Here is a 14,569-nt window from a genome sequence, read left to right as displayed (position 1 = left end):
TATTGTCGTTATGCACCCGCCGGGCGAAGCGTTAAAGAGAGCATGACATGCGACCACCCCGCGCGCGTCGTCGCACGGGGGAGAAGACTGGAGAGATACGACATGCACAGCTTCGAAGACCTGAAGAAGGCCGGCCTGCGCGATGACGAGCTGACGGGCGGCACGCTGACCGTGAAAAGCCCGATCGACGGCGCCGAAATCGCCAAGGTGCACCAGACGCCCGCCTCGGACATGCCTGCGGTGATCGACCGCGCGCAGGAAGCCTTCGCCGCTTGGCGCAAGGTGCCCGCGCCCGAACGGGGCGAACTGGTGCGGCTGTTCGGCGAAGAGCTGCGCAAGGCGAAGGACGAACTGGGCGCCATCGTGACGCTGGAGGCGGGCAAGATCGTGTCCGAGGGGCTGGGCGAGGTGCAGGAGATGATCGACATCTGCGACTTCGCCGTCGGTCTTTCGCGGCAGCTGTACGGCCTGACCATCGCGTCCGAACGGCCCGGACACCGCATGGCTGAGACGTGGCACCCGATGGGACCGGTTGGCGTGATCACTGCGTTCAACTTTCCCGTTGCGCCCTGGGCGTGGAACGCGGCGCTGGCGCTGGTTTGCGGCGATCCAGTGATTTGGAAACCGTCCGAGAAAACGCCGCTGACCGCGATGGCCTGCCTGAAGATCTTCGCCCGCGCCGCCGACCGGTTCGGCAAGGCGCCCGAGGGGCTGGTGCAGCTGGCCATCGGCGGCCCCGAGATCGGCGAGGCGCTGGTGAACGCGCGCGAGGTTCCGGTGATCTCTGCCACCGGCTCGACCCGGATGGGAGAGATCGTGGGACCGAAAGTGGCGGCGCGGTTCGGGCGCTGTATCCTGGAACTTGGTGGCAACAACGCGATGATCGTGGCGCCGTCGGCGGATCTGGACATGGCGATCCGCGCCATCGTGTTCTCGGCTGTCGGGACCGCCGGGCAGCGCTGCACCTCGCTGCGGCGGCTGATCGTGCACGAAAGCATCCGGGCCGAGTTGGTGGAGAAGCTGGCGAAGGCCTATGCCTCGTTGCCCATCGGCGACCCGCGCGACAGCGCAACGCTGGTGGGTCCGCTGATCGACGAAGGCGCGCAGGCGGCGATGATGACGGCGCTGGAGGCCGCGAAGGCCGAGGGCGGCACCGTCCACGGCGGCGCGGTGGCCGAGGGGGTCGCGGGCGGGGCCTATGTCACCCCGGCCATCGTCGACATGCCGACGCAGACCGACACCGTGCGGGCCGAGACCTTTGCGCCGATCCTTTATGTGCTGGGCTATTCCGAACTGGACGAGGCCATCGCGATCCAGAACGACGTGCCGCAAGGGCTGTCGTCGTGCATCTTCACCCTAAACGTCCGCGAGGCGGAGACCTTCCTGTCTGCCGTTGGGTCGGACTGCGGCATCGCCAACGTCAACATCGGCCCCTCGGGCGCCGAGATCGGCGGGGCGTTCGGCGGAGAGAAAGCCACCGGCGGCGGGCGTGAAAGCGGGTCGGATGCGTGGAAGGGCTATATGCGGCGCCAGACCAGCACCGTGAACTACTCGGCCGAGCTGCCGCTGGCGCAGGGCGTCAAGTTTGACATCTAAGCCCGGCAACCTGTGGGACGCGACCTGCGCCGAAACGGTGCAGGCGCCGACGCTGACACAGGATGCGACGGTCGACCTTGCGGTGATCGGCGGCGGGTTCACCGGTTGCAGCGCCGCGCTGGAAGCGGCTGCGTCGGGCGCCTCGGTCTGCCTGCTGGAAGCCGAGCGGATCGGCCACGGCGGGTCCGGGCGCAACGTGGGGCTGGTGAACGCCGGGTTATGGCTGCCACCGGACGAGATCGTCGCCCTGATGGGAGACGCGCCCGCAACCCGGCTGATGGACGCGTTGGGCGCTGGACCGGCCACGGTGTTCGAGATGGTGCGCAGGCATGGCATCGCGTGCGAGGCGGTGCAGAACGGCACGCTGCATTGCGCCCATTCGGACAAGGGGCTGGATGACCTGCGCAACCGCGTGCGGCAGGGCAACCGCATCGGCGCGCCGGTGCGGCTGCTGGACGCCGCCGAGGCGCGGGCCCGTGTCGGCACCGACACCATTCACGGCGCGTTGCTGGATCCCCGCGCGGGCACGGTACAGCCGCTGGCGTATTGCCGGGGGCTGGCGCGGGCGGCCGCCGAGGCGGGCGCACGGCTTCACGCGCAAAGCCCGGTGACGGCTCTGCGGCGCGAGGGCGGGACATGGGTGCTGACGGCGAACGGTCACAGCGTTCGTGCGGCGAAGCTGCTGCTGGCGACCAACGCCTATCACCTTGGGATCGACGATCCCTTCCGCCCTCAGGTCGCGATTGTCGGTTTCTCGCAATACGCCACCGCACCGCTGGATGCGGACCTGCGGGCGCAGATCCTTCCCGGCGGGGAAGGGTGTTGGGACACGACGCTGGTGATGAACTCGTTCCGGGTCGACGCTGCCGGGCGGCTGATCGTCGGGGCGATGGGCAATCGGGGGGCGCCGTCGGGGCCGATCCATGATGCCTTTGCCCGCAAGCTGCTGGCGCGGTTGTTCCCGCAGACCAAGGGTCGCGACGTGCGGTTCGAGCATGCGTGGCACGGGCGTATCGGCATGACGTCGGACCATATCCCGAAGGTGGTGGCCTTCGGGCCGGATGCCTACGCGGTCTTCGGCTACTCGGGGCGCGGCATCGCGCCGGGCACGGTGTTCGGCACCGCCACTGCGCGGGCCTTGCTGGACGGCACCCCCGAGGCGCTTCCGCTAGCGCCGGTGGAGCGGTACGCCGAACGGTTCACGCGCGTGCGGTCGGTCTATTACGAGGCGGGCGCCGCGCTGGACCACGCGCGGCGGTTGGTCTGAGAGGTCATCCCTTCGGTCCGCCCACGGTCCAGCGATCCGCGAAATGCTTCAGCGCGATGGTGTTGTTGCGGTTGTGGCCTTCGCCCGGTACCCGGTTCACCAGCCCCAGCCGCGTGCTTTGCAGCAGCTTGGCCTGCGCTTTCGGCACGAAGCTTAGCGACGGTGCGGGCAGAACCCGGATCGGCACGTTGCACAGGGCCGAGGATCGCACGTCGTCCACGTATCGCGTCTCTGCCGGGTCCTGCGAGAAATCCGCCAGCCGCGCGGCGTCGAAGAACCGGGGCCGGACGAGATAGCTCATCACGCCCTGGAAGATGTCTACCGGGCGTGGTTTGCGCAGTCGGCTGGCGCGGATCGGGGCAGGCGGCTGCATGAACAGGTTCGACCGGATCGTCGTCATCCGGTCGGTCAGGTCTGCGGGCGCGATCCAGCCGGACATCGTGTGCACGACGCCGGGGTCGCGGACGGCCGCCCTTTCATAGCAGGCGATCAGCCAGCGGGGATAGATGCGGTCGTCGTCCACCACCAAAAGTAGCGTGTCCGGTGCTTCGGCCTGCACCGACGGGATCAGCTTGGTGCCGGGGCCAAGGTCGGCGCAGCGGCGGATTTCCAGCGATCTGAGGGACGCGAGGCTGTCGGGGATGGTATAGGCGACCTGCTCGCGCGTGCTGAACTCTGGCACGTTCAGCACGATCCGGGCGGGCGGTCGCGATTGGTCCAGAAGGCTTTTCAGCGTGGGCTCCAGCAGCCCGATACGGCTGGGCGTCGTCGTCAGCGTGACCACGATGTCCGATCGGTCGGCGGCAGCGGCCCAGCGGGCATCCAGCCGATGCAGCGGCGTGCGGCCCAGCTTCCATTCGCGATACAGATCGGCGGGCAGCCACTCGCCCTCGAACAGGTGGTGGATCCAGATGCCGGCGGCGGCCATCAGGACAAGGGCAAGGGGCAGGGCGATCCACAGGCTCATGCTGCCCTATTGCGACGGCTGGCCCAGCCGCGCAAGACGGTCCTGAAGTTCCCTGTGAAGCGTTGCCCGTTCGTCCGGGCTTAGGAAGGCGCCCAGTTCCACCGTGCGGCCCGCGCCGGTCAGGGTCAGGTAGTTTTCGACCGGGCCGTTGTCCTCGTGGATCTCGACGCGAATCCAGTATGGGTTCGCCTCCCACGTGCGGTCCGGTTTGCCGATGTCGCGCCGGATCAGCGTGATCCGCTCGGGCCACAGCGCCAGCGTCTCGGTCCGCTCGACCGCATCGCGGGAGTTTCGGCGCATCAGCGTCCACGTCAGGGCCAGCGCCCCCATGACGAAAGGCAACAGCCCCCACAGAACCGGCGAGCCGATGACCGAGAACAGCGGCACCAGCACCATCAGGAAGGTGATGCCGAAGAAGGTGACAAAGCCCTCGGGCGACAGCGAGCGATGCGGCCAAAGTTCCAGCGTGCACACCGGGGCGGGGTCCGGCGACGTAGCGGTGTCTGGGCCGGTGGGCGCGTGTGTCCAGCGGTAAGGCATGGGATCGTGTCTAAGCGGTTCCGTCGCGTCGGGCCAGTGGTCAAGATGGCGCTGGCTTAGGCTTCTGGGTCTGGCGGGTCCTGCGGGTCATCGTCGCGCAGGCGTTGGATGATGCCGAAGACACCCAGCGCAAGAAAGCCGCCCGCCGCGATCAGGGCGAACATAAGCGCCGTGACCGCCAGTTCGTTCGCGCGGTCGGACAGGGCGTTGTAGTCGGCGTATTGGCGTGGAAACGTCATGCCAGTCATCTTCGCGCTGATGTACAGAGGCACCAGCACGAAAACATGGCTCGCGTAGACGCACAGGGCCGACAGCCCCGGCCGGACCAACGCCTGCAGGCGTGCCAGCCCCAGATAGATCGCGCCCGCCGCAAGAAACATCAGCGCAAGGCTGATCACGTATCGGCCGTACAGGACAGATTGATAGTCGCGGGGCGCCATCCCGATGGCCCCATTCTGGACGGGCGGCAACGTCATATAGGTGGCAATCGCCGTCCCCAGCCACGCCACAGCGACGGCGGCCACAAGCCAGCCAGCCCATCGGCCCCTGGGGGCGAAAAGCGCGGGCAGCGGAAGCAGCCCGAGGGTGATGGCGAGGACGGCGGTCATGGTAGGCGGATGATAAAACTATGCTTGGTAACGAATGCACTGGCGAGGGTTCGGTGGGTCAGGTTGCCGAGGTAGCGCAGGCGTAGGACCGATCCAGTCACAATCTTGGTGAGTGCGGGTGGATGATCGAACGGTAGCCGAACCCCGCGCGCCTCATGTTCCCGATGTGGTTCACCTTGTTCGGAGCGGCTCGCATGATCCCAAGGCGTCTCGTTCTGTGCTCGAGGCTTCGATCAGGCGGGTTTGGGGCGGTTGGAAGTCCGCCTCGGATTGGGCGAGCGGTTCCTTCGGTTGCTCGCGGATGGCCGCAAATGCGCTGCGGGCCGGGAGGCTTGAAAAAGACAAGCCCCGTCCACGGGGGGCGGGGCTTGCCGAAGTGTTATGTCGAGGCGTGCCTCAGTGGGCGTGGCCCTTGTCCCATTCGGACTGCTTGGGCAGCGTCTCGAACGTGTGCTCGGGCGGCGGGCTGGGCAGGGTCCATTCCAGCGTATCCGCGTACTCGTTCCAGTAGTTCGCTTCCGAGACGCGCTTGCCGCGGGTCAGGGTGTAGAACACGATCCCGATGAAGAACACGAACGAGGCGAAGGACAGGAAGGCGCCCAGCGACGAGATCTTGTTCCAGTAGGCGAAGGCCTCGGGATAGTCGATGTAGCGGCGCGGCATGCCCTGACGGCCAAGGAAGTGCTGCGGGAAGAACGTCACGTTCGCACCGATGAACATCGCCCAGAAGTGCAGCTTGCCCGCCCATTCCGGGTACTGACGGCCCGACATCTTGCCGATGTAGTAGTACACGCCGGCGAAGATCCCGAACACGGCACCGATCGACATCACGTAGTGGAAGTGCGCAACGACGTAGTAGGTGTCGTGGTAGGCGCGGTCGACCGGGGCCTGCGACAGGACGATGCCCGTGACGCCGCCCAGGGTGAACAGGAAGATGAAGCCGAAGGCGAACAGCATCGGCGTCTTGAACTCGATCGAGCCGCCCCACATCGTCGCGATCCACGAGAAGATCTTGATGCCGGTCGGCACCGCGATGACCATCGTGGCCAGCATGAAGTAGGACTGCTGCGTCAGCGACATACCCACGGTGTACATGTGGTGCGCCCAGACGACGAAGCCAAGCGCGCCGATCGCGATCATCGCCCAGACCATCGGCAGATAGCCGAAGACGGGCTTGCGCGAGAAGGTCGCGACGACGTGGCTGATGATGCCGAAGGCGGGCACGATCACGATGTACACTTCCGGATGGCCGAAGAACCAAAGGATGTGCTGGTACAGAACCGGGTCACCGCCGCCAGAGGCCGCAAAGAACGTGGTTCCGAAGTTCCGGTCGGTCAGCAGCATGGTGATGGCGCCAGCCAGAACGGGCAGGGCCAGCAGGATCAGCCACGCGGTGACGAAGATCGACCATGCGAACAGCGGCACCTTGAATAGGGTCATGCCCGGGGCACGCATGTTCAGGAAGGTGGTGATCATGTTGATCGCGCCAAGGATCGACGATGCGCCCGACAGGTGCACCGCGAAGATCGCGAGGTCGGTGGAATAGCCACCCTCGGTCGTCGACAGGGGCGGGTACAGCACCCAGCCAATGCCCGACCCCATCTGGTCGTTGCCGCCCGGCGACCACACCGACAGCACGGCCAGCGCCGCACCGGCCGTGAACAGCCAGTAGCTCAGGTTGTTCATCCGCGGGAACGCCATGTCCGGGGCACCGATCTGCAGCGGCATGAAATAGTTGCCGAAGCCGCCGAACAGGGCGGGAATGACCACGAAGAACATCATCAGGATGCCGTGACCCGTGATCATCACGTTCCACAGGTGGCCGTTCGGCGTACAGGTTTCGGACGCGTTCGCGAAGATCCGCGCGCCTTCCATGCACATGTGCTGCACACCGGGGTTCATGAGCTCGATACGCATGAACACGGTGAAAAGGACCGAGACAAAGCCAAGGGCTGCCGCGGTGAAAAGGTAGAGGATGCCGATGTCCTTGTGGTTCGTCGACATGAACCAGCGGACGAAGAAGGACCGGTTGTCCTCGTGTCCGTGGCCTTGGATGGCGGCGTCGGCCATGCGTGCCTCCTGGGTTCCCGATTGGTTGTTCTTGTCAATACGACCCGAGTCACCCCGGGATCGCGTCGATTGAATGTGTTTCTAGTCGGCACGCCCCCGCTCGGCAACGCCCGAAATTTGATCTGTGTCAATGTGACCGTGCCTGAATGTCGCATGCTGGTCGTCAAGAGGTGCCGTTTTGACGATGCCGATAGGGGAAGAGGGCCGCACAAGGCCCATGTGTACCTATGTTTTCGGCGATCGAGGGAACCACCGTGCGCTCGCTCTGGCGTCAGGAAATGGGCCATCCCCCGCGAAACGCCGGATATTTTGCAAGAGGTACAGGGGTCTTCGCCGGGCAAGCGGGGGATCGGGGCATTCAAAGGGGGAGGGAATTCCTGATGAGACTTCTTGCGCAATCTGCTGCAATCCTTGCGGTCGGTGCAGCTTCGCTGATGGCCGGTCCGCGCGACGCAGGCGCGACCACCGTGACGTGGTCGGGCAACAACCATCGCTACGATATCATCGAGGTGACGGGGATGACCTGGCATGACGCTTATCTTGCGGCCAAGACATTCTCGGCGAAATCGGCGCTTGTCAGCATAACCTCTGCCGCCGAGAATGCCTTTGTTATGGGGCTGCTGCTGTCGACCTCGGCGGATGCGACATGGCTTGGCGGCGTCCAGCACCCGCTTGCGCCCGCGCCGGATGCAGGTTGGTTCTGGGCCGATGGCGAGACATGGGACTACACGAATTGGGCGCTTGGCGAGCCGAACGACATCGTCCCCGGCGGCGAGTTCTTTCTTGAAATGAACCGGGCGGGCGAATGGAACGACATTGGCCCGAGCTATGCCGAGAAACGCGCCTATGTGGTCGAGACGGTGCCGCTTCCCGCAGGTATGGGCCTGTTGCTGTCGGCACTAGGTCTATTCGGCCTTCTGCGCCGGGCCGGCACACGGCGGGCCTGAAGTCGGCTAGTCCTCGACCAGCTCGTAGTGCCGGATTGTCCGCTCCTCGACCAGTTCGGCCTCTGCCGGATCGATGTGCGGGCTGGCATAGTCCTTACCCACGAAGGCCTTCAGGGCGTCGAGGTCGCGCCAGACCATCACAAAGCAGAACTCCCTCGGGGTGTCGGGATGCGGTGCGCCGGGCAGTACCTCGACAATGCCGTCGGTACCCTTCATCAGCGGGATCGCGGTTTCGTGGAAGAATGTGGCGAACTCTGCCTCTTTGCCGGGGCGGGTTCGGACCTGAAAGATGCGCATGATCACTGGACCGTCCTTTCGAATAAGCGGTCCTTGCCTGCGTCTCTGCCTTCACACGTACATGATACCACAAATTCGGACTGACAGGCGGTATGCTTTACAAAGACGAGCCGGACAATGACCTCCGGCACGCGAGCGCGGAAATGGGTCCTCGCAGGGGGTCGCACGATGATCGAGACCGGACTGGCTCTCGAACTGCTGGCTGCGCTGCACGGGAGGGAACCGAGGGCCCGACGGCTTCGCAGCGCCAAAAAAAGACGCCCGCGGCCAAAGGCCGGGGCGCCAGTCAAGGGACAGGGACAAGGGGCTAGGGCAGCCCCGTGCTGGCATGAATGGCTTTAACCGGCCACCGCGGCGAGAGGGACGATGAGAGCCATGCCGAACCCGACCATCGTCAAAAAGAGCATTTGAGCGTTCATTGGAAATCTCTCCTGCCTGTTCAATCTTACAACGTTATAAACTGCCGAAAGGTTTCATTAAAATTAATGGATTCCATACGGTCCGGAATTCCAGACCTGACAGGCTAAGTCGTGACGTAAGGGAAGTTATTCCCCGAACACGTCCTTGAACGTCGTCTTCAGCGCGACGTCTAGGTCATCCATCGTGACAGGCAGGCCAAGGTCGACAAGGCTGGTGACGCCGTGGCCCGTGATGCCGCAGGGGACGATGCCGTCGAAGTGGGACAACTCGGGCTCGACGTTGATGGATATTCCGTGGAAGCTGACCCATTTGCGCAGCCGGATACCGATGGCGGCGATCTTGTCCTCGCGCGGTGAACCGTCGGGCAGGGGCGGCTTTTCGGGGCGGGTGACCCAGACGCCGACACGGCCCTCGCGGATCTCGCCCTTCACGTTGAACCGGTCGAGGGTGGCGATTACCCATTCTTCCAGCTGCTGCACGAAACGGCGCACGTCGTGGCCCCGGCGTCCGACGTCCAGCATGACGTAGACGACGCGCTGGCCCGGCCCGTGATAGGTGTATTGCCCGCCGCGCCGGGTCTCGAACACGGGGAAGCGGTCGGGGTCGGTCAGGTCGGCGGGTTTGGCCGAGGTTCCGGCGGTGTACAGCGGCGGATGCTCGACCAGCCAGATCAGTTCCTCGGCGGTGCCTGCGGCAATTGCGGCAGCCCGCGTTTCCATTTTGGAAACAGCGTCTTCGTACCCTACGGGACCGTCAGAGGTGATCCATTCTACCATGAGGCGCATTCACCCGAAAAAAAGGCCAAAGTCCATAGGTCAGGTAATCAGGTATTGCACTGTAATGGCTGATCCGGCCAAAGATTTATGGTACACGAAAGCTATCCGAGTTGATTTCATTCCCAGGAGGGGTCCGAATGTTGATAAAGAAACTGATTGCCGTTGCTGCCATCGCGGCGACATTGGCCAGCCCGGCGCAACGCGCGGCGGCCGATGCGGGGGATGCGATCCTTGGCGCCATCGTCGGCGGGATCGTTACCGGCGTTGTCGTGAACGAAGCCAACAAGAACAAACCGCGCGGCGGCGGCACCGTCTATGTCGCGCGCCCTGACAGCCCGCAGCGCGCGGCGAACCGGGTGACGCAGAACGCGCTGAACTATTTCTCGTTCAACGCGGGCTACGCCGATGGCGTCTTCGGCGCACGGACCGCTGCGGCCGTCCGCGCCTATCAGGCGTTTCTGGGCTTTCCGCAGACCGGCAAGCTGACCGGCACGGAGCATGACATCTTGATCACCGCCTACAACCGCGGTCAGGCTGGCGGCTATGACGTGACGCAGATGGTCAGCACCGACCCGATGGGCACTCGCGCCCTGCTGGTGTCGCAGCGCAACCTTGTGCTTGGCCCGCCGCCGGGCTCGGGCTCTGTGTCCAGCACGCCGACTGTCGCGACGATGGATACCGACCTTGGCACCGTGACCGTGCCGGAAACCACCACGCCCGAAGTGGCCAGCAACGACACGCCGATGGGCCTGCCGCTGATTCCGGTTCCCACGGGCAAGGGCAACCTGGCCGAGTTCTGCTCGGGTTCTGACGTCACCGGCCCGCGCATCACGCTGGCGGCGATGACCGATCCGGTTCCCGCCCTGAACCAAGCGTTCTGCGGCGCCCGCGCCGAGGCGATCGAAGCCTCTGCCGCGCTTGCAAGCGGTGTGCAGGGTGTCAGCATGGCCGACATCGAAGCACAGTGCGACGCGCTGGGTCCGGTCGTCCAAAGCTACGTGTCGATGCTGAACGGCACCGACCGCGCTCAGGTCATCTCGGCCGTCGACACCTTCATCAACGACAGCGGCACGGATCGGGGTCAGCTGGCCTCGACCGCGCAGATCTGCCTTGGCGTCGGTTACAAGAAGGATGAGCTGAACGTCGCGCTTGGCTCGGCCCTGCTTCTGGTCGCGCTGGACGAGGCTGCCTATGGCGAACTGATGGGTCACCACCTGTACCACGGCTTCGGCGTGTCCGAGAATCAGAACCGTGGCGTCGACTGGCTGGTCTGGACCACGGACGAGCTGGAAGCGGGCGCGACCCCGGTGTTCGGCACCGTGGACGGCGTGCGCGGCGCGCTGGTGGACGAGGCTGTGTACCGCCTGAACGGCGGCGCCCCGAGCTCGGCCGCGAAGAACACGTCTTCGAAGGGCAAGCTGCCGGTGATCAACACCAACAACTGATCCTCTGATCGGTGAAACGACGGCCCGGACCGCCCCGCGCGGCCCGGGCTTTTTCATGCCTTTACGGCACGCTGCGCTTTTTGTTGTGCGGGGGCAAAATCGCTCTTCACATCGCCCGAAGCGTCGGTTAAACCCCCGCCACCAATTCAGAGTGCGGTCGTGGCGGAATTGGTAGACGCGCAGCGTTGAGGTCGCTGTGGGGTAACACCCGTGGAAGTTCGAGTCTTCTCGACCGCACCAAATTTTCCGGACAGGTAAATGGAATACCGCCCTTCGGGGCCGCGTTACGGCGTGTTCGCAGGGCCCGCCGGTTGGCGATCGTGGTCGTCCGGGAAACCTTGCCGCCGCTTGCCCAAGCCTCGATAGTCGGCATTGGGCGGACGAGGGGGCAGAGCCATGAAGATCATGTGTCTGAACAGCTGGGGCGGTAAGCTGCACGAGGCTTTGTTGCCTTACCTTGCCGAGACCGTGCCCGATATCCTTTGCCTGCAAGAGGTCACGCACAGACCCGCCTCGGACAAGGATTGGCTGACCTACCGCGATGGCGATCATGTCCTGCCGCAGCGGGCCAATCTGTTTCGCGATGTATCGGGGGCGCTGCCGGATCATGTGGCGGTGTTCTGCCCGGCCGCGCAGGGCACGCTTTGGGACGGGGACCGGGCGATCCCGTCGCAATGGGGGCTGGCGAGTTTCGTGCATCGCTCTTTGCCCATCATCGGGCAGGTGCAGGGCTTCGTTCACAAGGACTACGAACCCAACGGCTTTGGCGAGCACCCACGGTCCCGCAGCGCCCACGGAGTGCGCGTGTTCGACCACGGCGCGGGCCGGACCGTCAGCGTGACGCAGATGCATGGGCTGCGCGATCTGCGGGGCAAGATGGACACCCCGGACCGGGCCGCGCAGGCCCGCCGGTTCCTCGATCTGTCACGGCAGGTGTCCGGGCCAAACGATACGGTCGTGGCCTGCGGCGATTTCAACGTCGAGCCGGGAAGCGAGACGCTGGCAATCCTTGCCGATGCCGGCCTGACCGAACTGGTGACCGCGCGCGGGTTCGAGACGACCCGCACGTCGCATTACGCAAAGCCGGGCCGGTTCGCCGACTACATGCTGGTCAACCGTGAACAGGACGTTCGCGGCTTCGACGTGATCCGAGATCCCGAGGTCTCGGATCACTGTCCGCTGGTGCTGAGCCTGTAGGCGTGTCGCGCCCTTAGACCTCGACCTCGACCTTCCCGATGGGGTGCGAGCAGCACGCAAGGATGTAGCCGTCGGCGATGTCGTCGTCCGAGATGCCGCCGTTGTGGACCATGTGGACCTCGCCCGAGATCTTGCGGGTCTTGCAGGTGCCGCAGATCCCGAAGGTACAGCCCGAAGGGATGTTCAGGCCGCTGGCCCGCGCCGCGCCAAGGATGGTCTCGGTCTGCGGAACCTGCGCCGACACGCCGGAGGACGCGAAGATGATCTCGGCCAGTTCGTCCTCTTCCGGGACCACGTCGTCGAACGGGGCTTCCTGATCCGCGGTTTCGACCGGGGCCTGGAAGCTTTCCTGATGATAGCGGTCCATGTCATAGCCAAGACCCGCCAGCGCATCGCGGACCGCCTGCATGAACGGCTCGGGGCCGCAGCAGAACACTTCGCGCTCAAGATAGTCGGGTGCCATCAGGCCCAGCATCAGCTGGTTGAACATGCCCTGATAGCCGGTCCACGGGCGATAGCGGTCGGGTTCCTCGACCACCCAGCGCAAGTCGATGCCGGGCAGGCGGGACGCCATGTGTTCCAGCCGCTCGCGGAAGATGATCTCGGACGGGCGTTTGGCGCAGTTGATGAAGACGATATCCGGCTCTGCGCCGGCGTCGTACATGTAGGTGGTCATCGACATCAGCGGCGTGATGCCGGACCCGGCCGAGATGAACAGGTACTTCGGCGCCTCGTGGTTCATGTAGCTGAACAGGCCGGCCGGACCCATTGCCTTGATCCGCATTCCGGGTTCGAGGTGGTCTATCATCCAGCGCGCGCCGATGCTGCCGGGCTGCGCCTTGACCGTCACCGTCAGCGACATCGGCCGCGAGGGCGAGGACGAGATCGTGAAGGTGCGCCAAACCGGGCCGCCCGGAACCGGCAGTTCCAGCGTCAGGAACTGGCCCGGCTGGAAGTCGAACAGCGCGCCCGTGGGCGACTGGAACGTGAAGGTGCGGGTGTTAGGCACCTCGGGCAGGACCGAGGTGCATTCCAGCATCTCGCCATCTTTCCAGATCGCGGCGGCGGATACGCGGGCCAGCTGGTTCATCGGTCTACTCCGCCGCCAGCGACACGGGGTCCAACCGCGACGCCATCGTGGTGCGATACCAGTCGACGAACTGGATCACGCCGGATTCCTGACGTTCGGAATAGGGGCCGGGCTGATAGGCGGGCGAGTTGATGCCCTGCTGGTTGTCCTCGACGACCTGCCGGTCCTCGTCGTTGGTGGCGATCCAGACCTCGGTCAGGCGCTTCAGGTCATAGTCACGGCCCTCGACCGCGTCCTTGTGCACCAGCCACGTCGTCCGCACCTCGGTCTCGGTGGGCGACACCGGGGTCACGCGGAAGGTGATCGAGTGGTCGGGCAGGAAGTGGTTCCAGGTCGTCGGATAGTGGAACTTCAGCAGGGTGCCCGCATCGTCGAACGGCACGCGGCCCAGCTTCTTCGTCACCGCAGCGCCGCCGTCCATCGTGTAGCTTTTCACGCCGGGCTTCAGCGGCATCCGCGCGACGCGGTACTGCCCGCTGTCGGCAAGGTGGAAGGTGGACGGAATGCCCGCATCTTCCAGCTTCTTGAAGTGCGCGGCGATATGCGCGGGCGGCGGGCCGTCACCGACGCCGGACACATCCGGGTCGTCGGGATAGGTGCGGCATAGGGCAGGGTGGTTGCCGCCGCAGTGATAGCACTCGCGGTTGTTTTCCCACACCAGCTTCCAGTTGCCGTTCTCGATGATGGACGAGCTGTAAGCGACCTTCGCGTCCGTCAGGTCGTGCGGCGCAAGGTAGGGGCCGGCCAGCGCGGCGAAGGTGTCGAAGTCGGGCGGGTTATCGGACAGGCAGATATAGACCAGCCCGGCCAGCACGCGGCAGGCCACCGGCTTCAGCCCGTGCGCCGAGGCGTCGAAGTCGTCGCCCATGTCGCGGGCCCACAGCAGGCGGCCATCCAGTTCGTAGGTCCACTGGTGATAGGGGCAGACCAGCTTGGGCGAGTTGCCCTTGGCCGACTTGCACAGGACCGAGCCACGGTGGCGGCAGGTGTTGTGGAACGCCCGGATCTCGCCATCCGCGCCGCGGACAAGGATCACGCCGTAGGCGCCGACGCGGTGGGTGACATAGCTGCCCGACTTCTCAAGCTCGCAAGCCGGAATCGCGTACAGCCAGTCGCGGTAGAAGATCGTTTCCATGTCGGCGCGGAACAGGTCCGGGTCGGTGTAGAAGGGCTGTTCCAGCGCGTGACCGGGCGTGTGCCGGGCCAGCAGGTCGCGAAGCGTGTCCTGCATATGCCAATCTCCGCGGCCGCATGTCCCTGCGGCCCTTTGGTTCGTCGGGCGGGCGGGGCGCTGGGACTGCGCTCCGGGCCGCGCCCGTGGTTGTGACTCCGGCAGGGCTGGGGGCCCT

General features: G+C 65.2%; 13 protein-coding genes and 1 tRNA gene. 6 read left to right on the top strand and 8 right to left on the bottom strand.

Features of this window, described 5'->3' with window-relative positions; genetic code table 11:
* The first annotated feature begins 102 nt into the window (after positions 1 to 102).
* A complete protein-coding gene (gene amaB / locus P1K30_RS03570) occupies positions 103 to 1,596 on the top strand; it encodes an L-piperidine-6-carboxylate dehydrogenase (RefSeq protein ID WP_275631287.1) in 1,494 nt (497 codons plus the stop codon).
* A complete protein-coding gene (locus tag P1K30_RS03565; protein WP_275631286.1) occupies positions 1,586 to 2,863 on the top strand; it encodes an NAD(P)/FAD-dependent oxidoreductase in 1,278 nt (425 codons plus the stop codon). The genes amaB and P1K30_RS03565 overlap by 11 nt, the downstream gene beginning before the upstream one ends.
* A gap of 4 nt (positions 2,864 to 2,867) precedes the next feature.
* On the opposite strand, the gene P1K30_RS03560 is transcribed toward P1K30_RS03565, so the two are convergent.
* The 4 genes from P1K30_RS03560 to P1K30_RS03545 form a co-directional block, all read right to left on the bottom strand.
* Positions 2,868 to 3,830, bottom strand: a complete 963-nt coding sequence (locus P1K30_RS03560; protein WP_275631285.1) for a hypothetical protein — start codon at positions 3,828 to 3,830, stop codon at positions 2,868 to 2,870.
* A 6-nt stretch (positions 3,831 to 3,836) separates the two neighbouring features.
* Complete coding sequence (locus tag P1K30_RS03555; protein ID WP_275631284.1) at positions 3,837 to 4,370, bottom strand: DUF2244 domain-containing protein; 534 nt, start codon at positions 4,368 to 4,370, stop codon at positions 3,837 to 3,839.
* A gap of 56 nt (positions 4,371 to 4,426) precedes the next feature.
* A complete protein-coding gene (locus P1K30_RS03550) occupies positions 4,427 to 4,978 on the bottom strand; it encodes a hypothetical protein (RefSeq protein ID WP_275631283.1) in 552 nt (183 codons plus the stop codon).
* A 396-nt stretch (positions 4,979 to 5,374) separates the two neighbouring features.
* Positions 5,375 to 7,048, bottom strand: a complete 1,674-nt coding sequence (locus tag P1K30_RS03545) for a cytochrome c oxidase subunit I (RefSeq protein ID WP_275631282.1) — start codon at positions 7,046 to 7,048, stop codon at positions 5,375 to 5,377.
* Positions 7,049 to 7,428: 380 nt separating this feature from the next.
* Here P1K30_RS03545 and P1K30_RS03540 point away from each other — a divergent pair, with 380 nt between their 5' ends.
* Positions 7,429 to 7,995 carry a lectin-like protein gene (locus tag P1K30_RS03540; RefSeq protein ID WP_275631281.1) on the top strand — a complete coding sequence of 189 codons (567 nt, stop codon included), beginning with the start codon at positions 7,429 to 7,431 and terminating at the stop codon, positions 7,993 to 7,995.
* A gap of 6 nt (positions 7,996 to 8,001) precedes the next feature.
* On the opposite strand, the gene P1K30_RS03535 is transcribed toward P1K30_RS03540, so the two are convergent.
* Together P1K30_RS03535 and lipB are read right to left on the bottom strand one after the other, a co-directional pair.
* Positions 8,002 to 8,298, bottom strand: coding sequence for an antibiotic biosynthesis monooxygenase family protein (locus P1K30_RS03535; RefSeq protein ID WP_275631280.1), 297 nt, complete (start codon positions 8,296 to 8,298; stop codon positions 8,002 to 8,004).
* A gap of 539 nt (positions 8,299 to 8,837) precedes the next feature.
* Entirely contained in the window at positions 8,838 to 9,488 is a 651-nt protein-coding gene (gene lipB, locus P1K30_RS03530; protein WP_275631566.1) for a lipoyl(octanoyl) transferase LipB, read from the bottom strand.
* Positions 9,489 to 9,625: 137 nt separating this feature from the next.
* Here lipB and P1K30_RS03525 point away from each other — a divergent pair, with 137 nt between their 5' ends.
* From P1K30_RS03525 to P1K30_RS03515, 3 genes are all read left to right on the top strand, one after another.
* The gene (locus P1K30_RS03525) at positions 9,626 to 10,933 is read left to right on the top strand and encodes a peptidoglycan-binding domain-containing protein (RefSeq protein ID WP_275631279.1); all 1,308 of its coding nucleotides are present in this window, start codon (positions 9,626 to 9,628) and stop codon (positions 10,931 to 10,933) included.
* 153 nt (positions 10,934 to 11,086) lie between these two features.
* Positions 11,087 to 11,173 (top strand) — tRNA-Leu (locus P1K30_RS03520).
* A 156-nt stretch (positions 11,174 to 11,329) separates the two neighbouring features.
* Positions 11,330 to 12,130 (top strand): endonuclease/exonuclease/phosphatase family protein, encoded by an 801-nt coding sequence (locus P1K30_RS03515; protein WP_275631278.1) that lies wholly within the window; start codon positions 11,330 to 11,332, stop codon positions 12,128 to 12,130.
* A 13-nt stretch (positions 12,131 to 12,143) separates the two neighbouring features.
* Here P1K30_RS03515 and P1K30_RS03510 read toward each other — a convergent pair whose 3' ends face one another.
* Positions 12,144 to 13,220 (bottom strand): FAD-binding oxidoreductase, encoded by a 1,077-nt coding sequence (locus tag P1K30_RS03510; protein ID WP_275631277.1) that lies wholly within the window; start codon positions 13,218 to 13,220, stop codon positions 12,144 to 12,146.
* A 4-nt stretch (positions 13,221 to 13,224) separates the two neighbouring features.
* The gene (locus tag P1K30_RS03505; RefSeq protein ID WP_275631276.1) at positions 13,225 to 14,451 is read right to left on the bottom strand and encodes an aromatic ring-hydroxylating oxygenase subunit alpha; all 1,227 of its coding nucleotides are present in this window, start codon (positions 14,449 to 14,451) and stop codon (positions 13,225 to 13,227) included.
* Positions 14,452 to 14,569: the final 118 nt, after the last annotated feature.

It is taken from the genome of Psychromarinibacter halotolerans (assembly GCF_029168315.1).
GTDB classification, from domain to species: Bacteria; Pseudomonadota; Alphaproteobacteria; order Rhodobacterales; family Rhodobacteraceae; genus Psychromarinibacter; species Psychromarinibacter halotolerans.
Note: the sequence above shows the minus strand (reverse complement) of the source record. Positions and strands in the feature narration are given on the sequence as shown.

Coding starts and splice junctions, on each gene's coding strand:
- amaB (WP_275631287.1), top strand. CDS start 103: ATGCACAGCTTCGAAGACCTGAAGAAGGCCGGCCTGCGCGATGACGAG.
- P1K30_RS03560 (WP_275631285.1), bottom strand. CDS start 3,830: ATGAGCCTGTGGATCGCCCTGCCCCTTGCCCTTGTCCTGATGGCCGCC.
- P1K30_RS03555 (WP_275631284.1), bottom strand. CDS start 4,370: ATGCCTTACCGCTGGACACACGCGCCCACCGGCCCAGACACCGCTACG.
- P1K30_RS03550 (WP_275631283.1), bottom strand. CDS start 4,978: ATGACCGCCGTCCTCGCCATCACCCTCGGGCTGCTTCCGCTGCCCGCG.
- P1K30_RS03545 (WP_275631282.1), bottom strand. CDS start 7,048: ATGGCCGACGCCGCCATCCAAGGCCACGGACACGAGGACAACCGGTCC.
- P1K30_RS03540 (WP_275631281.1), top strand. CDS start 7,429: ATGAGACTTCTTGCGCAATCTGCTGCAATCCTTGCGGTCGGTGCAGCT.
- lipB (WP_275631566.1), bottom strand. CDS start 9,488: ATGGTAGAATGGATCACCTCTGACGGTCCCGTAGGGTACGAAGACGCT.
- P1K30_RS03525 (WP_275631279.1), top strand. CDS start 9,626: ATGTTGATAAAGAAACTGATTGCCGTTGCTGCCATCGCGGCGACATTG.
- P1K30_RS03515 (WP_275631278.1), top strand. CDS start 11,330: ATGAAGATCATGTGTCTGAACAGCTGGGGCGGTAAGCTGCACGAGGCT.
- P1K30_RS03510 (WP_275631277.1), bottom strand. CDS start 13,220: ATGAACCAGCTGGCCCGCGTATCCGCCGCCGCGATCTGGAAAGATGGC.
- P1K30_RS03505 (WP_275631276.1), bottom strand. CDS start 14,451: ATGCAGGACACGCTTCGCGACCTGCTGGCCCGGCACACGCCCGGTCAC.